19 protein-coding genes are annotated in these 23358 nt (G+C 63.8%); all 19 read left to right on the forward strand.

Annotated elements, in window-relative coordinates; translation table 11 throughout:
- The first annotated feature begins 46 nt into the window (after positions 1-46).
- The 19 genes from purB to nuoN all read left to right on the forward strand — a co-directional run bounded on the left by purB (position 47) and on the right by nuoN (position 23331).
- Positions 47-1417: an adenylosuccinate lyase gene (gene purB / locus BMY22_RS00590; RefSeq protein WP_090618726.1), complete on the forward strand. Its 1371-nt coding sequence runs from the start codon at positions 47-49 to the stop codon at positions 1415-1417.
- Between the two features lie 78 nt (positions 1418-1495).
- Positions 1496-2662 (forward strand): ribosomal protein uL16 3-hydroxylase, encoded by a 1167-nt coding sequence (locus tag BMY22_RS00595; protein WP_090618728.1) that lies wholly within the window; start codon positions 1496-1498, stop codon positions 2660-2662.
- Positions 2655-3080, forward strand: a complete 426-nt coding sequence (locus tag BMY22_RS00600; RefSeq protein ID WP_090618729.1) for a GNAT family N-acetyltransferase — start codon at positions 2655-2657, stop codon at positions 3078-3080. The genes BMY22_RS00595 and BMY22_RS00600 overlap by 8 nt, the downstream gene beginning before the upstream one ends.
- 103 nt (positions 3081-3183) lie before the next feature.
- Positions 3184-4023 (forward strand): secretin N-terminal domain-containing protein, encoded by an 840-nt coding sequence (locus BMY22_RS00605; RefSeq protein WP_090618731.1) that lies wholly within the window; start codon positions 3184-3186, stop codon positions 4021-4023.
- 281 nt (positions 4024-4304) lie between these two features.
- A complete protein-coding gene (locus BMY22_RS00610; protein WP_090618732.1) occupies positions 4305-5900 on the forward strand; it encodes an isocitrate lyase in 1596 nt (531 codons plus the stop codon).
- Between the two features lie 161 nt (positions 5901-6061).
- Complete coding sequence (locus tag BMY22_RS00615; protein ID WP_090618733.1) at positions 6062-8053, forward strand: PhoX family protein; 1992 nt, start codon at positions 6062-6064, stop codon at positions 8051-8053.
- Positions 8054-8403: 350 nt separating this feature from the next.
- The gene (locus BMY22_RS00620) at positions 8404-8817 is read left to right on the forward strand and encodes an NADH-quinone oxidoreductase subunit A (RefSeq protein WP_090618736.1); all 414 of its coding nucleotides are present in this window, start codon (positions 8404-8406) and stop codon (positions 8815-8817) included.
- Between the two features lie 10 nt (positions 8818-8827).
- Positions 8828-9502, forward strand: coding sequence for a NuoB/complex I 20 kDa subunit family protein (locus BMY22_RS00625; RefSeq protein WP_090618737.1), 675 nt, complete (start codon positions 8828-8830; stop codon positions 9500-9502).
- Positions 9503-9575: 73 nt separating this feature from the next.
- Positions 9576-11357: an NADH-quinone oxidoreductase subunit C/D gene (gene nuoC / locus BMY22_RS00630; protein WP_090618739.1), complete on the forward strand. Its 1782-nt coding sequence runs from the start codon at positions 9576-9578 to the stop codon at positions 11355-11357.
- A 1-nt stretch (position 11358) separates the two neighbouring features.
- On the forward strand, positions 11359-11853 hold the full coding sequence (nuoE, locus tag BMY22_RS00635) for an NADH-quinone oxidoreductase subunit NuoE (RefSeq protein ID WP_090618740.1): 495 nt from the start codon (positions 11359-11361) through the stop codon (positions 11851-11853).
- A complete protein-coding gene (gene nuoF / locus BMY22_RS00640) occupies positions 11850-13199 on the forward strand; it encodes an NADH-quinone oxidoreductase subunit NuoF (RefSeq protein WP_090618742.1) in 1350 nt (449 codons plus the stop codon). The genes nuoE and nuoF overlap by 4 nt, the downstream gene beginning before the upstream one ends.
- Positions 13200-13361: 162 nt before the next feature.
- On the forward strand, positions 13362-16073 hold the full coding sequence (nuoG, locus tag BMY22_RS00645) for an NADH-quinone oxidoreductase subunit NuoG (protein WP_090618744.1): 2712 nt from the start codon (positions 13362-13364) through the stop codon (positions 16071-16073).
- Positions 16070-17059, forward strand: a complete 990-nt coding sequence (gene nuoH, locus BMY22_RS00650; protein WP_090618745.1) for an NADH-quinone oxidoreductase subunit NuoH — start codon at positions 16070-16072, stop codon at positions 17057-17059. The genes nuoG and nuoH overlap by 4 nt, the downstream gene beginning before the upstream one ends.
- 14 nt (positions 17060-17073) lie before the next feature.
- Complete coding sequence (gene nuoI, locus BMY22_RS00655) at positions 17074-17622, forward strand: NADH-quinone oxidoreductase subunit NuoI (protein ID WP_090618747.1); 549 nt, start codon at positions 17074-17076, stop codon at positions 17620-17622.
- 13 nt (positions 17623-17635) lie between these two features.
- Positions 17636-18136, forward strand: a complete 501-nt coding sequence (nuoJ, locus tag BMY22_RS00660; RefSeq protein WP_090618748.1) for an NADH-quinone oxidoreductase subunit J — start codon at positions 17636-17638, stop codon at positions 18134-18136.
- Between the two features lie 4 nt (positions 18137-18140).
- Entirely contained in the window at positions 18141-18449 is a 309-nt protein-coding gene (nuoK, locus tag BMY22_RS00665; RefSeq protein WP_090618750.1) for an NADH-quinone oxidoreductase subunit NuoK, read from the forward strand.
- Positions 18446-20293, forward strand: coding sequence for an NADH-quinone oxidoreductase subunit L (nuoL, locus tag BMY22_RS00670; protein WP_090618752.1), 1848 nt, complete (start codon positions 18446-18448; stop codon positions 20291-20293). Before nuoK ends, nuoL begins: the two co-directional genes overlap by 4 nt.
- Positions 20294-20320: 27 nt before the next feature.
- Positions 20321-21850, forward strand: coding sequence for an NADH-quinone oxidoreductase subunit M (gene nuoM / locus BMY22_RS00675; RefSeq protein WP_090618753.1), 1530 nt, complete (start codon positions 20321-20323; stop codon positions 21848-21850).
- An 8-nt stretch (positions 21851-21858) separates the two neighbouring features.
- The gene (gene nuoN / locus BMY22_RS00680; RefSeq protein WP_090618755.1) at positions 21859-23331 is read left to right on the forward strand and encodes an NADH-quinone oxidoreductase subunit NuoN; all 1473 of its coding nucleotides are present in this window, start codon (positions 21859-21861) and stop codon (positions 23329-23331) included.
- Positions 23332-23358: the final 27 nt, after the last annotated feature.

Below are 23358 nucleotides of genomic sequence, written 5' to 3' on the forward strand. Positions count from 1 at the left end.
TATCATTGCAGCCCTTTTTGTAGCCCGACTGCCCGAGACCTCCCCCATGCAGCTCTCCTCGCTCACCGCGGTGTCCCCCGTCGATGGCCGCTACGCCGGCAAAACCAGCGCCTTGCGCCCGATCTTCAGCGAATACGGACTCATCCGCTTCCGCGTCATGGTGGAGGTACGCTGGCTGCAGCGCCTGGCAACCCACAGCGGTATCCCCGAAGTCGCGCCCTTCTCCGCCGAAGCCAACGCCCTGCTGAACCAGTTGGCCGAGGACTTCCAGCTGGAGCACGCCGAACGCGTCAAGGAGATCGAGCGCACCACCAACCACGACGTCAAGGCCGTCGAGTACCTGCTCAAGGAGCAGGTCGGCAAACTGCCCGAACTGGCCAAGGTGAATGAATTCATTCACTTCGCCTGCACCAGCGAGGACATCAACAACCTCTCCCACGCCCTGATGCTGCGCGAGGGCCGTGACACCGTGCTGCTGCCGCTGATGCGGCAGACCGCCCAGGCCATCCGCGAGCTGGCGGTGAAATTCGCCGATATTCCGATGCTGTCGCGCACCCACGGCCAGCCGGCCTCGCCGACCACCCTCGGCAAGGAACTGGCCAACGTGGTCTACCGCCTCGAACGGCAGATTGCCCAGGCCGCCGCCGTGCCGCTACTGGGCAAGATCAACGGTGCCGTGGGCAACTACAACGCGCACCTGTCGGCCTACCCCGATGTGGACTGGGAAGCCAATGCCCGCGAATTCATCGAAGGCGACCTGGGCCTGAACTGGAACCCCTACACCACCCAGATCGAGCCGCACGACTACATCGCCGAACTGTTCGATGCCATCGCACGCTTCAACACCATCCTCATCGACTTCGACCGGGACGTCTGGGGCTACATCTCCCTCGGCTACTTCAAGCAGAAGACCGTGGCCGGCGAGATCGGCTCCTCGACCATGCCGCACAAGGTCAACCCGATCGACTTCGAGAACTCCGAAGGCAACCTTGGCATTGCCAACGCCCTGCTCCAGCATTTGGCCAGCAAGCTGCCGATCTCCCGCTGGCAGCGCGACCTGACCGACTCCACCGTACTGCGCAACCTCGGCGTCGGCTTCGCCCACAGCGTCATCGCCTATGAGGCAACCCTGAAGGGAATCAGCAAGCTAGAGCTGAATGCTCAACGTCTTGCCGAAGATCTGGACGCCTGCTGGGAAGTGCTGGCCGAACCGATCCAGACCGTGATGCGCCGCTATGGCGTCGCCAACCCCTACGAGAAGCTCAAGGAATTGACCCGCGGCAAGGGCATCGGCCCGGAAGCGCTCAAAACCTTCATCGACACCCTGGACATTCCCTCCGCCGCCAAGGCCGAGCTGCACAAGCTGACCCCTGCCGGTTACATCGGCAACGCGACCACTCAGGCCAAGCGCATCTGACTTCCTCTCTTTCCCTCCACGCCCGGCAGTGCCGGGCGTTTTTATTTTCGGCTCTCTTTGCAAAGCAAGGGCTTAGTTATGACTTCTGATATTCCACTTCAATTTCTGGGCGGCATCAGCGCACGCGAATTTCTGCGCGACTACTGGCAGAAAAAGCCCCTGCTGATCCGCCAGGCCATCCCCGGTTTCGAAAGCCCCATCTCGCCGGACGAACTGGCCGGCCTGTCGCTCGAGGAAGAAGTCGAGTCGCGCCTGATCGTCGAGCACGGCAATCATCCATGGGAACTCCGTCGCGGTCCGTTCGAAGAGGAAACCTACCGGAACCTGCCGGAGCGCGACTGGACCCTGCTGGTTCAGGCGGTCGATCAGTTCGTCCCGGAGGTCGCCGAGCTTCTGGAAAACTTTCGCTTCCTGCCCAGCTGGCGCATCGACGATGTGATGATCAGCTATGCCGCTCCAGGCGGCGGAGTGGGCCCCCACTACGACAACTATGACGTGTTCCTGCTGCAGGGATACGGCAAGCGGCGCTGGCGAATCGGCCAGATGTGCGACAGCGGCAGTCCCCTACTGAAGCACGCCGACCTGCGTATCCTTGCCGAGTTCCAGGGCAGAGAGGACTGGGTACTGGAACCCGGCGACATGCTCTACCTACCGCCCCGTCTGGCCCACTTCGGCACCGCGATCGACGACTGCATGACCTATTCGGTGGGTTTCCGCGCTCCCAGTGCAGCCGAGGTGCTGACCCATTTCACCGACTTTCTCGCCCAGTTCTTGCCTGACGAGGAACGCTACGGTGATCCGGACATTCGCCCCTGCGAAGATCCCCACCAGATCCAGCGCGATGCTCTCGAACGCCTCCAGGGTCTGATCCAGGAGCACATGGGCGACGAACGCCTGCTGCTCACCTGGTTCGGCCAGTTCATGACCGAACCCCGCTACCCCGAACTGGTCGCCGGTGCGGAAATGTCCGAGAAGGACTTCCTCGCCAGCCTGCAGGAAGGAGGCGTACTGGTCCGCAATCCCTGCGCCCGCATGGCCTGGTCCGAGGTCGGCGAGGACCTGCTGTTGTTTGCCAGCGGACAGAGCCGCCTGCTCCCCGGCCACCTGCGCGAACTGCTCAAGCTGGTCTGCAGCGCCGATGCCCTGCATACCGACAACCTTGCCTCCTGGCTGGCCGACGAGGAAGGCCGACCGCTCCTCTGGCAACTGCTCGTGCAGGGCAGCCTGGAGTTCGTCGATGACTGAAATCCATGTGCGGATCGCCGACTGGCAGAAGGACAATGCCGACATCCGACGGATCCGCGACAGCGTTTTCATCGTCGAACAGGCCGTCCCCCCTGAACTGGAGTGGGATGACGAGGATGCCGAAGCCATCCACTTTCTCGCCTTCGAAGGAGGATTTGCCGCTGGCACGGCTCGCCTGCTGCGCGACGGGCATATCGGCCGTGTCGCGGTCCTCAAGGACTGGCGCGGCCTGAAGATCGGCGACGCGCTGATGCGTGCGGCGATCGCCGAAGCCGAACGCCGCGGGCTTCACCGCCTGATCCTGAGCGCCCAAGTGCATGCCACGCGCTTCTACGAGCGCCTCGGATTCGTCGTGGTCAGCGACGAATACCTCGATGTCGGCATCCCTCATGTAGAGATGATGCGTCAGGCCGACTGATCCCTCCCTGCAGACGTCCCGCCCCCTGGAGAGGCGGGACGTCCTGAACAGACCTGCAGCCACTGCCACAGACGCCCCTACCCCAACCTCCTAGAATATCGGCATGAATGCTTCCCCTGCCGAGCCCACCATGAAGATCCGCCCACTGCTCGTCGTATTGCTGACGCTTGCCACCGCCCGTGTGCTGGCAGCCACCGAGATCATCCAGCTAAATTACCGGATGGCCGACGAACTGCTACCCATCGCGCAGTCGATTCTCGGCGGCGACGGCAGAGTCAACGCCTATGGCGACCGTCTCATCGCCAATGCCCCGGCAGCGAAGATCCAGGAACTGCGCGGACTACTCGAGCAACTGGATAGCCCACCCAGACGCCTGCTGATCAGCGTCGACAACAGCGAAGCGAAGACCGGTGAGCGCCATGGCTATGCCATGGACGGCTCGGTCGACGCGGGCAACGTCGAGATCCAGGCTGGCCGCGGCCAGATCCACGACGAGAACCGGGTACGCATCCTGAATCGCGGCACCGCTAGCCGGAATGGCGCCCTCCAGCAGATCCAGGCCATCGAAGGCTATCCGGCTCAGATCGAGACCGGCCAGAGCGTGCCGCTACGCAGTACCCACATCGGCCCCCACGGACGACAGGTCTACCGCGAAACCGACTACCTCGATATCACCCGAAGCCTCTACATTATCGCCAGGATATCCGGCGATAACGTGCATATCACCCTCAGCAGCAACAATGATCGACTGGATACATCCCGACCTCGAGTGATCGACATCCAGAGCCTGGACACCCAAGTCAGCGGACGCCTGGGCGAATGGATCGAACTCGGCAATGCCAGCGAAAGCCGCCAGAGCGATCACCAAGGGCTGCTGCGCCAGCACTCCGCGTCCAGCCAGGAAGAACTATCCATGCGTATGAAGGTCGAGATTTTGGACTGAGCGGCGGGCATCATACTTTTGTGTAGTACGCACAAAATCTCACTACAAATTCGTTGACGGCGAATTTCACCCTAGGCATCATGGCCTCGCTCCCGCTAACCAGGGGCCCTGGAAAGGGCCTCCGGAGCCCGCTCCAGCCAATCAGCCGAGCCAGCTCCGTGTCTGTACCGCCCACAAGGTTCAACGTTTTGCCGCGTGTTGTCCGTATCGATCATCGACTACACGCAGGTTCAGGTGGGAAAAGTCAGTGCTCAACCATTTCCAACTTTGAAGGATTGACCATGTCCGCTTATCAAAACGACATCAAGGCCGTTGCCGCCCTGAAAGAAAAGTTCGGCAGCAGCTGGGGCGCCATCAACCCTGAGTCCGTCGCCCGCATGCGCGCTCAGAACCGCTTCAAGACCGGTCTGGACATTGCCAAGTACACCGCAGCCATCATGCGCAAAGACATGGCCGAGTACGATGCCGACTCTTCCGTCTACACCCAGTCGCTGGGCTGCTGGCACGGCTTCATCGGTCAGCAGAAGCTGATCTCCATCAAGAAGCACCTGAAAACCACCAACAAGCGCTACCTGTACCTGTCCGGCTGGATGGTTGCCGCCCTGCGCTCCGACTTCGGCCCGCTGCCCGACCAGTCCATGCACGAGAAGACTGCCGTTTCCGGTCTGATCGAGGAGCTGTACACCTTCCTGCGCCAAGCTGACGCCCGCGAACTGGATCTGCTGTTCTCTGCGCTGGACGATGCCCGCAACGCCGGCGACAAGGCCAAGGCGGCCGCTATCCAGGAGCAGATCGACAACTTCGAAACCCACGTTGTCCCGATCATCGCCGACATCGACGCCGGCTTCGGCAACCCGGAAGCCACCTACCTGCTGGCCAAGAAGATGATCGAAGCCGGTGCCTGCTGCATTCAGATTGAGAACCAGGTCTCCGACGAGAAGCAGTGCGGCCACCAGGACGGCAAGGTTACCGTTCCGCACGCCGACTTCCTCGCCAAGATCAACGCCGTGCGCTACGCGTTCCTCGAGCTGGGTGTGGACGATGGCGTGATCGTTGCCCGTACCGACTCCCTGGGTGCCGGCCTGACCAAGCAGATCGCCGTTACCAACGAGCCGGGCGATCTGGGCGACCAGTACAACGCTTTCCTGGATTGCGAAGAAATCTCCGAAGCCGAACTGGGCAACGGTGACGTCGTGATCAAGCGCGAAGGCAAGCTGCTGCGTCCGAAGCGCCTGCCAAGCAACCTCTTCCAGTTCCGCAAGGGCACTGGCGAAGCTCGCTGCGTTCTGGACAGCATCACCTCGCTGCAAAACGGCGCCGACCTGCTGTGGATCGAAACCGAGAAGCCGCACGTTGGCCAGATCGCTGCCATGATGAACGAAGTTCGCAAGGTGATCCCGAACGCCAAGCTGGTTTACAACAACAGCCCGTCGTTCAACTGGACCCTGAACTTCCGTCAGCAGGTATTCGATGCATTCGTTGCCGAAGGCAAGGATGTTTCCGCCTACGACCGCGCCAAGCTGATGGGCGTAGAGTACGACAACAGCGAACTGGCCCAGATCGCCGACGAGAAGATCCGCACCTTCCAGCGTGACGGTTCCGCTCAGGCTGGCATCTTCCACCACTTGATCACCCTGCCGACCTACCACACCGCCGCGCTGTCCACCGACAACCTGGCCAAGGGCTACTTCGCCGAAGAAGGCATGCTGGCCTATGTCAAGGGCGTGCAGCGTCAGGAAATCCGCCAGGGCATCGCCTGCGTCAAGCACCAGAACATGGCTGGCTCCGACATCGGCGACAACCACAAAGAGTACTTCGCTGGCGAAGCCGCTCTGAAGGCCGGCGGTAAAGACAACACCATGAACCAGTTCCACTGATCGGAACCTGTTCGCAAGCGGCGTAGCACTGACATTCCCCGGCTTTGCCGGGGAATGTCTTTTTCGTTCGATACAAGCCCACCTCCAGCTACTGTCACTCTCCTGTCGCACATGCCCTTTAGGTTCGTCTCCGTTCGCCCCCCCCTAGACGGAGCTCTCCCGTGACGACAGATAAAGACCCCCCCCTGTTCGGCAATGGCGACGAACTACCCAGCAATCGCTCGGACAATCCGCACATCAATGACCTGATCGAGGGTATCGGTCGTCGCCAGGTGATCGCCGGTGGAATGGCCATGGGCATTCTGGCCTTTCTCGGCGTATCCATGCCGAGCGCAGGCATGGCCGCTCAAGCCAACGGCCTGCTCAAGCGGCCCGGACGTCTGCCGTTCGCTCCGGTGGCGGTAAGCCGTGCCGATGTCGTCACCGTGCCCGAGGGATTCCAAGCCAAGGCCTTCATTCCTTGGGGTACACCGATCTGCGATAGCTACCCGGCCTATCGCGAAGACGGCACCAACAGCGCCCAGGACCAGGCCGAGCAGATCGGCATGCACCACGACGGAATGCACTACTTCCCCATCGATGCCCAGAGCGGCCGGGGCCACAACAGCGAGCATGGCCTCCTGGTGGTCAACCACGAATACATCGACGCGCCTCTGCTGCACCCCAACGGCACGACCGTCGATGCCAACGGCAACCGCACCGTTCCCGAGGAAGTGCGTAAGGAAATCAACGCCCACGGCGTTTCAGTGGTGGAAATCCGCCGCACCCCGCATGGCGATTGGGAAGTGGTCGCCAACTCGAAATTCGGCCGACGCATCACCGCGGCCACCCCGATGGAGATCCAGGGCCCCGCCCGCGGCCACCCCCTCCTGAGCACCGTATACAGCCCCAACGGCACAGCTACCCGCGGAACCCAGAACAACTGCTCCAACGGTTTCACCCCCTGGGGCACCTACCTGACCTGCGAGGAGAACTGGGCGGGGTATTTCGCCACTCGGGACAGCGACGTGCCGCGCGAGCTGAAGCGCTATGGCCTGGGCACCAAAGGCCGCTTCGGCTGGGAAACCCTAGAAGGCGACGAATTCCAGCGCTTCGATGCCACCCGCAAGGCCGAGACGGCCAGCGGCGACTATCGCAACGAGCCCAACCACTTCGGCTGGATCGTCGAGATCGACCCCTTCGATCCGCAGTCCGTACCAGTCAAGCGCACCGCTCTGGGCCGCTTCGCCCACGAAGGGGTAATCTTCGCCCCCATCCAACCCGGCAAGCCCCTGGTCTGCTACTCGGGCGACGATTCGCGCAACGAATACATATATAAGTACATCAGCCGCGACAAGTTCCACCCGGGCCATCATGCCAACAGCCACCTGCTCGACGAGGGCACCCTCTATGTCGCCCGCTTCAATGCCGACGGCACGGGCGACTGGCTACCCTTGGACATCCAGGATCCGCTCTTTCAGGCTGCCTGCACCGCCAAGGGCGCCAGCTTCGCCGACCAGGGCGACGTTCTGATCAACGCCCGAACGGCGGCCGATACGGTAGGCGCGACCAAGATGGATCGCCCGGAATGGGGCGCCGTACATCCGGAAATCGGGGACATCTATTTCACCCTCACCAACAACATCAATCGGACCGAACCCGATGCGGCCAACCCGCGGGCCAGCAATGCCTACGGTCACATCATCCGTTGGAAGGAAGAGAATCAGGACTATTCCGCCACCCGCTTCGGCTGGAACATCTTCCTCTTGGGCGGCCCGGAGGACGACAGCCGCGGACCGGACGGAACGGCACTCACCGCCGACAACATCCATGCCAGCCCGGACGGGCTCTGGTTCGACCCCGAAGGACGTCTGTGGATCCAGACCGACATGAGCGGTAGCCAACTGAGCGCAGGCCCCTTCGGCAACAACCAGATGCTGGTGGCCGACCCCGAGAGCGGCGAAGTGAAACGCTTCCTGGTCGGTCCCGTCGGTTGCGAGGTTACCGGCATCACCGCCACTCCGGACTTCCGCACGCTGTTCGTCAACATCCAACACCCCGGCGAAGGCTCGACGCCGAGCAACCTGCTCAGCACTTGGCCAGACGGCCCAGGCAAGCTCCCGCGCTCAGCGACGGTGGTCATTACCCGTGAAGGCTGGCGCAAGGTACTGTGACCCTCTTTCGGGCCAACAGGCTGAGAGGCCTGCGCACTTGAAGCGGACCACCCTCCCGCTCGAACACTCGACAGCTTGAATTTGCATCTCCAATAAATGAGCTATCGTTACCGGGCAAGAGCTTTGCTCAAGGCTGCTCATCAGCACCTTTGCCCAACGTCGAAGCACTGCTCGCGCACCGTGATCGGGCTCACGCTCAAACGGTGCGCGAGCAGTGCTTTTTCAATGAAAAATTGATCTGGAACAATGTTTTCACAACTGCATGAGCATAAAGTCGTCGCCCCAAGCAGCTGCTGCATTTTGTCGCAGCCATCCATTTTAAAGGCGTTCCTTGACCGAGGAGTCCCGGCATGCCCGAAGCTATTGCCACGCTGTCTCACAACTGGGGATTTGCGGTTTTCCTGCTAGGTGTCGCAGGCCTGTGTGCTTTCATGCTTGGCGTTTCCCGCCTGCTTGGCAGCAAGGCGGTCGGACGCAGCAAGAACGAACCCTTCGAATCGGGCATCGTTCCCACCGGCGGTGCGCGCCTGCGCCTCTCGGCAAAATTCTATCTGGTCGCGATGCTCTTCGTGATCTTCGACGTCGAAGCCCTATTTCTCTTTGCATGGTCGGTATCGGTTCGCGAAAGCGGCTGGGCCGGTCTCATCGAAGCAACGATTTTCATAGCAATTCTGTTGGCGGGTCTTGTCTATCTCTGGCGGATCGGTGCCCTCGACTGGGCTCCGGAAGGCCGCCGCAATCGGCAGGCGAAGCTGAAACAATGAGGCTTTGGCAATGCAATACAAACTCACTAGGATCGATCCGGATGCTTCCTACGAGCAATACCCGATCGGCGAGCGGGAGACTGTAACCGACCCCACCGAGGGTCAGGTCCACCGCAACATTTTCATGGGCAAGCTGGAAGACGTGCTGAGCGGTGCGGTCAACTGGGGACGTAAGAACTCCCTGTGGCCCTACAACTTCGGCCTTTCCTGCTGCTATGTGGAGATGACCACCGCCTTCACCGCTCCCCACGATATCGCTCGCTTCGGTGCCGAAGTCATCCGCGCCTCACCGCGACAGGCCGACTTCATGGTCGTTGCCGGAACCTGCTTCATCAAGATGGCGCCGATCATCCAGCGTCTCTATGAGCAGATGCTCGAGCCCAAATGGGTGATCTCCATGGGTTCCTGCGCCAACTCCGGCGGCATGTATGACATCTATTCCGTGGTCCAGGGTGTCGACAAGTTCCTCCCGGTGGACGTCTACATACCCGGCTGTCCCCCGCGCCCCGAAGCTTTCCTGCAAGGACTCATGCTGCTGCAGGAGTCCATCGGCCAGGAGCGCCGGCCGCTTTCCTGGGTCGTCGGCGACCAAGGCATCTACCGTGCCGAGATGCCCTCGCAACGGGAACTGCGCCGCGAACAGCGTATCCAGGTCACCAACCTGCGCAGCCCCGACGAAGTCTGAGCCGGCCTTTCCGCGCCCATCCGCGCGGCAAGCCCAGGCTCATTCTGTCCGTTGACCGAAAGCGACCGAGACCATGACTGCAGACAGCGTTCTGTCCATTCCGCCGTACAAGGCCGACGACCAAGATGTGGTCGTCGAACTGAACTCCCGTTTTGGCACCGAAACCTTCACGGTGCAAAACACCCGCACAGGCATGCCCGTGCTCTGGGTGGCACGGGGAAAACTCATCGAAGTCCTGAACTTCCTGCGCAACCTGCCGCGCCCCTACGTCATGCTCTATGACCTGCATGGCGTCGACGAACGCCTGCGCACCCAGCGCCGCGGCCTGCCGGAAGCCGACTTCAGCGTCTTCTATCACCTGCTGTCGATCGAACGAAACAGCGACGTGATGATCAAGGTCGCTCTGAAAGAAGGCGACCTCAGACTCCCCAGCGCCACCGGCATCTGGCCGAACGCCAACTGGCATGAGCGCGAGGTCTGGGACATGTACGGCATCGACTTCGCCGGCCACCCACACCTGACCCGCATCCTGATGCCGCCGACCTGGGAAGGCCATCCGCTGCGCAAGGACTACCCGGCCCGCGCTACCGAGTTCGACCCTTACACCCTGTCGGCGGCCAAGCAGGACCTGGAGCAGGAAGCCCTGCGCTTCAAGCCCGAGGAGTGGGGCATGAAGCGCGGTAGCGAGCATGAGGACTTCATGTTCCTCAACCTCGGCCCCAACCATCCCTCTGCTCACGGAGCCTTCCGCATCATCCTGCAGCTGGACGGCGAGGAGATCGTCGACTGCGTGCCGGAGATCGGCTACCACCACCGCGGCGCCGAAAAGATGGCCGAGCGGCAGAGCTGGCACAGCTTCATTCCTTACACCGATCGCATCGACTACCTCGGCGGGGTGATGAACAACCTGCCCTACGTGCTGGCGGTGGAGAAGTTGGCTGGCATCAAGGTGCCCCAACGGGTCGACGTCATCCGCATCATGATGGCGGAATTCTTCCGCATCCTGAACCACCTGCTGTACCTGGGCACCTACATCCAGGACGTCGGTGCCATGACCCCGGTGTTCTTCACCTTTACCGACCGCCAGCGTGCCTACAAGGTAGTCGAGGCCATCACCGGCTTCCGCCTGCACCCGGCCTGGTACCGCATTGGCGGGGTCGCCCACGACCTGCCGCGCGGCTGGGATGGTCTGGTCAAGGAGTTCATCGACTGGATGCCCAAGCGCCTCGACGAGTACGAGAAGGCAGCGCTGCAGAACAGCATCCTGCGCGGTCGCACCATGGGCGTGGCCCAGTACGACACCAAGCAGGCACTGGAGTGGGGCGTCACCGGCGCCGGCCTACGTGCCACCGGACTCGACTTCGATCTGCGCAAGGCACGCCCCTACTCCGGCTACGAGAACTTCGAGTTCGAAGTACCGCTGGGGCACAACGGCGATGCCTACGAGCGCTGCATGGTCAAGATGGGCGAGATGCGCCAGAGCCTGCGGATCATCGAGCAGTGCCTGAAGAACATGCCGGAAGGCCCCTACAAAGCCGACCACCCGTTGACCACGCCACCGCCGAAGGAACGCACGCTACAGCACATCGAGACCCTGATCACTCACTTCCTGCAGGTGTCCTGGGGTCCGGTGATGCCGGCCAACGAGTCCTTCCAGATGATCGAAGCGACCAAGGGCATCAACAGCTACTACCTGACCAGCGACGGCAGCACCATGAGCTATCGCACGCGGATCCGCACCCCGAGCTACGCCCACCTGCAGCAGATTCCCTCGGTGATCCGCGGCAGCATGGTCGCCGACCTGATCGCCTATCTGGGCAGCATCGACTTCGTTATGGCCGACGTGGACCGCTGACATGAACTCAATTATCCAGACCGACCGTTTCGCCCTCAGCGAAACCGAACGCTCGGCCATCGAGCACGAGAAGCATCACTACGAGGACCCGCGTGCCGCCTCCATCGAGGCACTGAAGATCGTCCAGAAGGAGCGCGGCTGGGTGCCGGACGGCGCCATCCCGGCAATCGGCGAGATTCTCGGCATCCCGGCCAGCGACGTCGAAGGCGTGGCCACCTTCTACAGCCAGATCTTCCGCGTGCCGGTGGGACGCCACGTGATCCGCGTGTGCGACAGCATGACCTGCTACATCGGCGGCCATGAGGGCGTGCTCGGCGCCATCCGCCAGAAGCTCGCCATCGCTCCCGGCCAGACGACCTCCGACGGCCGCTTCACCCTGCTGCCGGTATGCTGCCTAGGCAACTGCGACAAGGCCCCGGCCCTGATGATCGACGACGATACCTTCGGCAACCTGACTCCCGAAGGCATCGACCAACTGCTGGAGGCCTACCCATGACCCTTACCTCCATCGGTCCCGCCAACCGCACTCCCCGCACGGCGGAAACCCATCCCCTGACCTGGCGGCTGCGCGACGATGCCGAGCCGGTCTGGCTCGACGAGTACCAGCAGAAGAACGGCTACGCCGCGGCCCGCAAGGCGTTCGCCGAGCTGTCGCCTGCCGATGTCGTCGCCCTCGTGAAAGACTCCGGCCTCAAGGGCCGGGGCGGCGCGGGCTTCTCCACCGGCGTCAAGTGGGGTCTGATGCCCGCCGACGAATCCATCGACATCCGCTACCTGCTGTGCAACGCGGACGAGATGGAACCCAACACCTGGAAAGACCGCCTGCTGATGGAACAGCTGCCGCACCAGCTGATCGAAGGCATGCTGATCAGCGCCCGGGCGCTGAAGGCCTATCGCGGTTACATCTTCCTGCGCGGCGAGTATGTCGACGCGGCCCGCAACCTCAATCGCGCCATCGAGGAAGCCAAGGCTGCCGGACTGCTCGGCAAGAACATCCTCGGCAGCGGCTTCGACTTCGAGCTGTTCGTGCACACCGGTGCCGGCCGCTACATCTGCGGTGAGGAAACCGCGCTGATCAACTCCCTCGAAGGACGCCGCGCCAACCCGCGCTCCAAGCCGCCCTTCCCCGCCGCCGTCGGCGTGTGGGGCAAGCCGACCTGCGTGAACAACGTCGAAACCCTAAGCAACGTGCCGGCGATCGTCGGCAACGGCGTCGACTGGTACAAGTCCCTGGCCCGTCCCGGCAGCGAGGACATGGGTACCAAGCTGATGGGCTTCTCCGGCAAGGTGAAGAACCCCGGCCTCTGGGAGCTGCCCTTCGGCATCACCGCCCGTGAACTGTTCGAGGACTATGCCGGCGGTATGCGCGACGGCTACCGGCTCAAGTGCTGGCAGCCCGGCGGGGCCGGTACCGGCTTCCTTCTCCCCGAACACCTGGACGCGCAGATGTACGCCGGCGGCATCGGCAAGGTCGGCACCCGCATGGGCACCGGCCTGGCTCTGGCGGTGGACGACAGCATCAACATGGTCTCGCTGCTGCGCAACATGGAGGAGTTCTTCGCCCGCGAATCCTGCGGCTGGTGCACCCCCTGCCGCGACGGCCTGCCGTGGAGCGTCAAGCTGCTGCGTGCCTTGGAGCGTGGCGAAGGCCAGCCCGGCGATCTGGAGACCCTGGGACAACTGGTCAACTTCCTCGGCCCGGGCAAGACCTTCTGCGCCCACGCGCCGGGTGCCGTCGAGCCGCTGGGCAGCGCCCTCAAGTATTTCCGCCAGGAGTTCGAGGCCGGTGTGCGGGGAGCCCCCGACGAAACACGCCCAGGCGTCGCTGCTTCCCAGGTTTGAGTTTGCTCGAAACGCAGGTCGAACGGAGCCGGGGCCCGATCCATGGCCCGCCGGGCTCCAGTGCCCGCCCCGACCTGCGTCGGCGGCTGCCCCATGCAGCGCCACTGAGACCGGATTCCATTAGCCACACCCGCTCCGGCGGGTATTGAAGAAAACTGAACCATGGCCACTATCCACGTAGACGGCAAGACGTTCGAAGTCGATGGTGCGGACAACCTGCTTCAGGCCTGTCTGTCCCTCGGACTCGACATTCCCTACTTCTGCTGGCACCCGGCGCTAGGCAGCGTCGGCGCCTGCCGCCAGTGCGCGGTCAAGCAGTACAACGACGAGAACGACAAACGCGGTCGCCTCGTCATGTCCTGCATGACCCCCGCCACCGACAACAGCTGGATCTCCATCGAGGACGAGGAAGCGAAGCAGTTTCGCGAGAGCGTCGTCGAGTGGCTGATGACCAACCACCCGCACGACTGCCCGGTGTGCGAGGAAGGCGGTCACTGCCACCTGCAGGACATGACGGTGATGACCGGCCACAACATGCGCCGCTATCGCTTCACCAAGCGCACCCACCAGAACCAGGAACTCGGTCCGTTCATCGCCCACGAGATGAACCGCTGCATCGCCTGTTACCGCTGCGTGCGCTATTACAAGGACTATGCCGGCGGCACCGACCTGGGCGTCTACGGCGCCCACGACAACGTCTATTTCGGACGCGTCGAGGATGGCGTGCTGGAGAGCGAATTCTCCGGCAACCTCACCGAGGTCTGCCCGACCGGGGTGTTCACCGACAAGACCCACTCCGAGCGCTACAACCGCAAGTGGGACATGCAATTCGCCCCGAGCATCTGCCACGGCTGCTCGGTCGGCTGCAACATCAGCCCCGGCGAGCGCTACGGCGAACTGCGGCGCATCGAGAACCGCTATAACGGCTCGGTGAACCACTACTTCCTCTGCGACCGCGGCCGCTTCGGCTACGGCTACGTCAACCGCACCGATCGCCCCCGCCAGCCGCTGCAGGGTAGCCACAAGCTCGGCATCGACGCCGCCCTCGGTCAGGCCGTCGCCCTGCTCAAGGATCGCCGCGTGATCGGCATCGGCTCGCCGCGCGCCAGTCTGGAAAGCAATTTCGCCCTGCGCGAGCTGGTCGGCCCCGGAAATTTCTCCAGCGGCATCGAAGCCGGTGAACTGGAACACCTGCAACTGACCCTGAAGATCCTGCAGGAAGGTCCGCTACCGACCCCTTCGCTGCGCGAGATCGAGGACCACGATGCGGTGTTCGTGCTCGGCGAAGACCTGACCCAGACGGCCGCACGCATCGCCCTGGCTCTGCGCCAGTCGGTCAAGGGCAAGGCCGAGGAGATGGCCGCCAACATGAAGGTCCAGCCGTGGCTGGATGCGGCGGTGAAGAACATCGCCCAGCACGCGCTGAGCCCCTTGTTCATTGCTAGCCTGGCTTCGACCCGACTGGACGACGTGGCGGCCGAATGCGTGCACGCCGCACCGGACGACCTGGCCCGCCTGGGCTTCGCCGTGGCCCACGCCATCGATCCCGAGGCACCGGCCGTCGAAGGCCTCGACCCCGAAGCCGCCGAACTGACCCAACGTATCGCCGACGCCCTGCTGGCCGCCAAGCGCCCGCTGCTAGTCTCCGGCACCTCTCTGGGCTCGAAGGCCATCCTCGAAGCTGCGGCGAACATCGCCAAAGCCCTGCACAAACGGCAGAAGAACGCCAGCATCAGCCTGGTCGCGCCGGAGGCCAACAGTCTCGGCCTGGCCCTGCTCGGTGGACACTCGCTGGATACTGCGCTCGAGCAACTCGCCAGTGGCGAGGCCGATGCCGTGGTGATCCTGGAGAACGACCTGTATCGCCGTGCCGATCCGGCCCGCGTGGATGCCGCCCTGGCAACCGCGAAGGCGGTGATCGTCGCTGACCATCAGCAGACCGCCACCGCCGCCCGGGCCCACCTGCTGCTGCCGGTGGCCAGCTTCGCCGAGGCCGACGGTACCCTGGTCAGCCAGGAAGGTCGCGCCCAGCGCTTCTTCCAGGTCTTCGAGCCGAGCTACTACGACGCCAACAATCTGGTACGCGAAGGCTGGCGCTGGCTGCACGCCCTGCATAGTGCCCGGCAGGGCCGTACTGTCGACTGGACCCAGCTCGACCAGGTCACCGAGGCCTGTGCCGGTACCCACCCACAGCTGGCGGGCATCCGTGACGCCGCGCCGAACGCCGCGTTTCGCATCAAGGGCCTGAAGCTGGCCCGCGAACCGCACCGCTACAGCGGCCGCACCTCGATGCGCGCCAACATCAGCGTGCACGAGCCGCGCGCCCCGCAGGATCAGGACAGTGCCTTCGCCTTCTCCATGGAAGGCTATGCCGGCAGCGTCGAAGATCGCCAGCAGATCCCCTTCGCCTGGTCGCCGGGCTGGAACTCGCCGCAGGCCTGGAACAAGTTCCAGGCCGAGGTCGGCGGCCACCTGCGCGCCGGTGATCCGGGTATCCGCCTGATCGAGGCACAGGGCGATCGCCTGGCCTGGTTCGCCGAACCGCCGGCGGCGTTCAACCCGCCGCGGGGCAACTGGCAGGTAGTTCCCTTCCACCACCTGTTCGGCAGCGAGGAAACCAGCGCACTTGCCGCCCCCGTGCAGGAGCGCATCCCGCAACCCTACGTCGCTCTGGCCAGGGCCGAAGCCGAACGCCTCGGGGTCAACGAAGGCGCCCTGCTCGACCTGCGCATCGACGGCGTGGAGCTGCGTCTGCCGCTGCGCCTTGACGACAACCTGGGCATCGGCCTGGTGGCCCTGCCGGCCGGCCTGCCGGGCATCCCCGCCACGCTTTTCGGCCGTCTGGCCAGCGACCTGCAGGAGGCTGCGCAATGAGCTGGATCACTCCCGAACTCATCGAGATCGTCGTCGCCGTTCTCAAGGCCATCGTCATCCTGCTAGTCGTGGTGGTCTGCGGCGCCCTGCTCAGCTTCGTCGAGCGCCGCCTGCTCGGCCTCTGGCAGGACCGTTACGGCCCCAACCGGGTCGGCCCGTTCGGCATGTTCCAGCTCGGTGCCGACATGCTGAAGATGTTCTTCAAGGAAGACTGGACGCCGCCGTTTGCCGACAAGCTGATCTTCACCCTGGCGCCGATCGTCGCCATGAGTGCGCTGCTGCTGGCTTTCGCCGTAGTGCCTGTGACCCCGACCTGGGGCGTTGCCGACCTCAACATCGGCCTGTTGTTCTTCTTCGCCATGGCCGGCCTCGCGGTGTACGCGGTGCTCTTCGCCGGCTGGGCGAGCAACAACAAGTTCGCCCTGCTCGGCAGCCTGCGCGCCTCGGCCCAGACCATCTCCTACGAGGTGTTCATGGCCCTGGCGCTGATGGGCGTGGTCGCCCAGGCCGGCTCCTTCAACATGCGCGACATCGTCGAATACCAGGCGCAGCACCTCTGGTTCATCATCCCGCAGTTCTTCGGCTTCTGTACCTTCTTCATCGCCGGCGTCGCGGTGACCCACCGTCACCCCTTCGACCAGCCGGAAGCCGAGCAGGAACTGGCCGACGGCTACCACATCGAGTATGCCGGGATGAAATGGGGCATGTTCTTCGTCGGCGAGTACATCGGCATCGTGCTGGTCTCGGCGCTGCTGGTGACCCTGTTCTTCGGCGGCTGGCACGGCCCGTTCGACATCCTGCCGCAGCTGTCCTTCATCTGGTTCGCCCTGAAGACCGCCTTCTTCATCATGCTGTTCATCCTGCTGCGTGCCGCCATTCCGCGCCCGCGCTATGACCAGGTGATGGCCTTCAGCTGGAAGTTCTGCCTGCCCCTGACCCTGCTCAACCTGCTGGCGACCGGCGCACTCGTGCTGGCGGCCCAGTAAGGAGAAAACACGCCATGTTCAAATACATTGGAGAGGTGCTGTACGGCACCTTCACCCAGCTGCGCAGCCTGGTGATGGTGTTCTCCCACGCCTTCCGCAAGCGCGACACCCTGCAGTACCCGGAAGAACCCGTCTACCTGCCGCCGCGCTATCGCGGCCGCATCGTCCTGACCCGCGATCCCGACGGCGAGGAACGCTGCGTGGCCTGCAACCTCTGCGCGGTAGCCTGCCCGGTCGGCTGCATCTCCCTGCAGAAGGCCGAGAAGGACGATGGCCGCTGGTATCCGGAGTTCTTCCGCATCAACTTCTCGCGCTGCATCTTCTGCGGCCTCTGCGAGGAGGCCTGCCCGACCACCGCCATCCAGCTGACCCCGGACTTCGAGATGGCCGAGTTCAAGCGCCAGGAACTGGTCTACGAGAAGGAAGACCTGCTGATCTCCGGCCCTGGCAAGAACCCGGAATACAACTTCTACCGCGTGGCGGGCATGGCGATCGCCGGCAAGCCGAAAGGCGCCGCGCAGAACGAAGCCGAGCCGATCAACGTGAAAGGCCTGCTGCCTTAAGGACCCAGGAAAGATGGAATTCGCGTTCTACTTCGCTGCCGGGGTCGCCGTGGTGTCCACCCTGCGGGTGATCACCCACACCAACCCTGTGCATGCTCTGCTCTATCTGATCGTTTCCCTGCTGGCGGTATCGATGTGCTTCTTCAGCCTCGGCGCTCCCTTCGCCGGCGTACTGGAAATCATCGTCTACGCCGGCGCCATCATGGTGCTGTTCGTCTTCGTGGTGATGATGCTCAACCTCGGCCCGGTCGTCGCCGAACAGGAACGGCAATGGCTGAAGCCGGGCATCTGGGCCGCTCCGACGGTACTGTCCGCCCTACTCCTGGTGCAGCTGCTGTATGTCCTGTTCGGCACCTCGAACGGTGCCGTCGTCGGCCAGCAGACAGTGGATGCCAAGGCCGTCGGCGTCGCACTGTTCGGACCTTACCTGCTGGCGGTGGAGCTGGCTTCCATGCTGCTGCTCGCTGCGCTGGTTGCCGCCTACCACCTCGGCCGCCACGAAGCCAAGGAGTGACCCGATGAATGCAATCCCCATGGAGCACGGTCTGGCGCTGTCCGGCGTGCTGTTCAGCCTCGGCCTGGTCGGCCTGATGGTGCGGCGTAACATCCTGTTCGTGCTGATGAGCCTGGAAGTCATGATGAACGCGGCCGCCCTGGCCTTCGTCGTCGCCGGCAGCCGCTGGGCGCAGGCCGACGGCCAGATCATGTTCATTCTGGTGATCACCCTGGCAGCCGCCGAGGCCAGCATCGGCCTGGCGGTCCTGCTACAGCTGTATCGCCGCTTCCATACCCTCGATATCGACGCTGCCAGCGAGATGCGCGGATGAACCTACTATTCCTTACCTGTCTGTTTCCGCTGATCGGCTGGCTGCTGCTGGCCTTCTCCCGCGGACGTCTCTCCGAGAACCTGTCGGCGCTGATCGGCGTCGGCTCCGTGGGCCTTTCGGCCCTGACCGCTGCCAACGCCATCTGGCAGTTCCACAGCGTCCCGCCGGAAGGCGGCGTCTTCACCCAGACGCTGTGGCAGTGGATGAGCGTAGGCGGCTTCGCGCCAAGCTTCACCCTCTACCTGGACGGCCTGTCGGTCACCATGCTCGGGGTGGTCACCGGCGTAGGCTTCCTGATTCACCTGTTCGCCAGCTGGTACATGCGCGGTGAAGAGGGCTACTCGCGCTTCTTCGCCTACACCAACCTGTTCATCGCCAGCATGCTGTTCCTGGTGCTGGGCGACAACCTGCTGTTCCTCTACTTCGGTTGGGAAGGCGTGGGGCTTTGCTCCTACCTGCTGATCGGCTTCTACTTCAGCGAACGCAAGAACGGCAACGCGGCGCTCAAGGCTTTCATCGTCACCCGCGTCGGCGACGTGTTCATGGCCATCGGCCTGTTCATCCTGTTCTTCAATCTCGGTACCCTGAACATTCAGGATCTGGTCGCTCTGGCCCCGCAAAAGTACGCCGAAGGCGATCACTGGCTGTGGATCGCCACCCTGATGCTGCTCGGCGGTGCGGTCGGCAAGTCCGCCCAGCTGCCGCTGCAGACCTGGCTGGCCGATGCCATGGCCGGTCCGACTCCGGTCTCGGCGCTGATCCACGCGGCGACCATGGTGACCGCCGGCGTCTACCTGATCGCCCGCACCCACGGCCTGTTCCTGCTGACGCCGGGAGTCCTCGAGCTGGTCGGCATCGTCGGCGGCGTGACCCTGCTGCTGGCCGGCTTCGCCGCTCTGGCGCAGACCGACATCAAGCGCATCCTCGCCTACTCGACCATGAGCCAGATCGGCTACATGTTCCTCGCCCTGGGCGTCGGTGCCTGGGACGCGGCGATCTTCCACCTGATGACCCACGCCTTCTTCAAGGCCCTGCTGTTCCTCGCTTCCGGCTCGGTGATCCTCGCCTGCCACCACGAACAGGACATCTTCAAGATGGGTGGCCTGTGGAAGAAGCTGCCGCTGGCCTACGCCAGCTTCCTAGTCGGCGGCGCGGCGCTGGCCGCCCTGCCGCTGCTGACCGCAGGCTTCTACTCCAAGGACGAGATCCTCTGGGAAGCCTACGCCAGCGGCCGCGTCCTGCTGCTCTTCGCCGGCCTGCTCGGTGCTTTCCTGACTTCCCTGTACACCTTCCGGCTGATCTTCATCGCCTTCCACGGCGAGGCGAAGGGCGAGGTGCATGCAGGACACGGCATTTCCCACAACCTGCCGCTCGCGGTGCTGATCGTCCTGTCCACCTTCGTCGGTGCCTGGATCGTTCCGCCCGTGCATGGCGTATTGCCGGAAAGCGCCGGCCACGCCGGTGGCGAAGCCAAGCATGTGCTCGAAGTCATCTCCGCCATCGTTGCCCTGGCTGGCATCGCCTTCGCCGCACGGCTTTTCCTCGGTGACCGGAAACTTCTCGACAGCATCGAGCAGAGCGAGCCGGCACGTAAGCTGATCCCCCTGTGGTACGCCGCCTGGGGCTTCGACCAGCTCTACGACCGGCTGTTCGTCAAACCCTATCTACAGCTTTGCCGCCTGCTCGGCCACGACCCGATCGACCGTGGTATCAGCGTGATTCCGCGCCTGGCGCGCGACGGTCACGGGGTCCTGAGTCGCAGCGAGACCGGCCAGCTGCGCTGGTATGCCGGCTCCATCGTCGGCGGTGCCGTGCTGCTGCTCGGCATCGTGCTGTTGGCCTGACATTTTGCGAAAGGAATTGAGCCCGTCATGATTCTGCCTTGGCTGATCCTGATCCCCTTCATCGGTGGCCTGCTGTGCTGGCAGGGTGAGCGCTACGGCGCCACCCTGCCACGCTGGATCGCGCTGCTGACCATGTCCCTGCTGCTGGTTCTCGGCCTCTGGCTGTGGGCCACCGGGGACTTCACCCTGGCCCCCGCCCCGGGAGCCGCCCCCGTCTGGACCGCCGAGTTCCGGCTGGGCTGGATCGAGCGCTTCGGCATCGAGCTGCACCTGGCCCTCGACGGCCTGTCGATGCTGATGGTGGTGCTCACCGGCCTGCTCGGTGTGCTCTCGGTCCTCTGCTCCTGGAAGGAAATCCAGCACCGGGTCGGTTTCTTCCACCTCAACCTGATGTGGATTCTCGGTGGCGTGGTCGGCGTCTTCCTAGCCGTCGACCTGTTCCTGTTCTTCTTCTTCTGGGAAATGATGCTGGTGCCGATGTATTTCCTCATCGCGCTCTGGGGTCATAGCGGCAGCACGGGCAGCACCCGTATCACTGCCGCCACCAAGTTCTTCATCTTCACCCAGGCCAGCGGCCTGATCATGCTGGTGGCCATCCTCGGCCTGGTGTTCGTCCACTACAGCCAGAGCGGCGTGTTCACCTTCAACTACGCCGACCTGCTGAAGACCCAGCTGACTCCGGGTGCCGAGTTCCTGCTGATGCTCGGCTTCTTCGTCTCCTTCGCGGTGAAGTTCCCGGTCATCCCGGTCCACTCCTGGTTGCCCGATGCCCATGCCCAGGCGCCGACCGCCGGCTCCGTGGACCTGGCAGGGATCCTGCTGAAAACCGCCGCCTACGGCCTGCTGCGCTTCGCCCTGCCGCTGTTCCCCAACGCTTCGGCGGAGTTCGCGCCGATCGCCATGAGCCTCGGCGTGTTCGCCATCATCTACGGCGCCCTGGTGTCCTTCGCACAGACCGACATCAAGCGCCTGGTGGCCTACTCCAGCGTGTCGCATATGGGCTTCATCCTGATCGCCATCTACTCCGGCAGCCAGATCGCCCTGCAGGGTGCGGTGGTGCAGATGATCGCCCACGGCCTCTCCGCCGCCGCACTGTTCATCCTCTGCGGCCAGCTCTACGAGCGGCTGCATACCCGTGACATGCGCGAGATGGGCGGTATCTGGGGCCGTATGCCCTGGCTGCCGGCGGTCAGCCTGTTCTTCGCCGCCGCCGCGCTCGGCCTGCCGGGCACCGGCAACTTCGTCGGCGAGTTCCTGGTTCTGATCGGCACCTTCCCGCACGCTCCTTGGATCACCGTACTGGCCTCCACCGGTCTGGTGCTCGGTTCGGTCTATTCGCTGATCATGATCCACCGCGCCTACTTCGGCCCGGCCAGGACGGAAGGCGCCCTGCTCGGCCTGAACGGCCGCGAGCTGAGCATGGTGCTCGGCCTGGCAGGCCTGCTGATCCTCCTCGGCGTCTACCCGCAGCCGGTTCTCGACACCTCTGCCGCCAGCATGCAAGGCGTGCAGCAGTGGCTGAGCACCGCCCTCACCCAACTCGTTTCGGCCCGGTAAGTAGAGCCATGCACATGACGACTCAACATCTCATCGCCCTGCTGCCGCTGCTCATCACCTCTGCCACCATCGTGGCGGTGATGCTCGGCATCGCTTGGAAGCGAAATCACTCGCAGACCTTCATCCTCTCGGTGTCCGGTCTCAACCTCGCCCAACTGTCGGTCATTCCGGCGGTCAAGGTCGCGCCGCTGGCGATCACCCCGCTGCTGCAGATGGACGGCTTCGCCGGCTTCTACATGGCGCTGATCCTGGTCGCCACCCTGGCCTGCGTGACCCTGATCCATGCCTACATGGGCGACAAGAGCGGTGCTCCGGGCTACCCCGGCAACCGCGAGGAAATGTACCTGCTGATCCTGCTTGCCGCCGCCGGTGCGCTGGTGCTGGTCGGCGCCCAGCACCTCGCCGGGCTGTTCATCGGCCTGGAGCTGCTCTCGGTACCGGTCTACGGCATGGTCGCCTACGCCTTCTTCAACCGGCGTTCGCTGGAGGCCGGCATCAAGTACATGGTGCTCTCGGCCGCAGGCTCGGCCTTCCTGCTGTTCGGCATGGCCCTGCTCTACGCCGAATCCGGCAGCCTGAGCTTCGCCAGTCTGGGCAACGCCATGGCGCCGGGCGGCGTGCAGGGTACCCTGGTGCAGGTCGGCATCGGCCTGATGCTGATCGGCCTGGCCTTCAAGCTGTCGCTGGTGCCCTTCCACCTGTGGACGCCGGACGTCTACGAGGGTGCACCGGCGCCGGTCTCGGCCTTCCTGGCTACCGCCAGCAAGGTCGCAGTGTTCGCCGTGCTGCTGCGTCTGTACCAGATCTCCCCGGCGACCTCCGGCGGCTGGCTGAACGACCTGCTGAGCCTGATCGCCATCGCTTCGATCCTGCTCGGCAACCTGCTGGCGCTGCTGCAAAGCAACCTCAAGCGTCTGCTCGGCTACTCCTCCATCGCCCACTTCGGCTACCTGCTGGTGGCGCTGATCGCCAGCAAGGGCATGGCCATGGAGGCGATCGGCGTCTACCTGGCATCCTACGTGCTGACCAGCCTCGGCGCCTTCGGGGTGATCACCCTGATGTCGACGCCTTACAGCGGCCGCGACGCCGATGCGCTGTACGAGTACCGCGGCCTGTTCTGGCGCCGTCCGTACCTGACCGCCGTGCTCACCACCATGATGCTGTCGCTGGCCGGCATCCCGCTGACTGCCGGCTTCATCGGCAAGTTCTACGTGATCGCCGCGGGCGTCGAGTCCGGGCTCTGGTGGCTGCTCGGCACGCTGGTTGTGGGTAGCGCCATCGGCGTCTACTACTATCTGCGGGTGATGGTCACCCTGTTCCTGATCGAGCCGAAGCTGCAGCGTCGCGATGCTCCGCACCACTGGAACCTGGGTAGCGGCGGCATCATGCTGCTGCTCATCGCCCTGCTGGCCTTCGGCCTCGGCGTCTACCCGCAACCCCTGCTGGAGCTGGTGCAGCAGAGCGGCCTACTGGTCGGCTGAAGTCTGATCTCCGGTACAGCGAACCCG

This window comes from Azotobacter beijerinckii (genome assembly GCF_900110885.1).
In the GTDB taxonomy this organism is placed as follows: domain Bacteria; phylum Pseudomonadota; class Gammaproteobacteria; order Pseudomonadales; family Pseudomonadaceae; genus Azotobacter; species Azotobacter beijerinckii.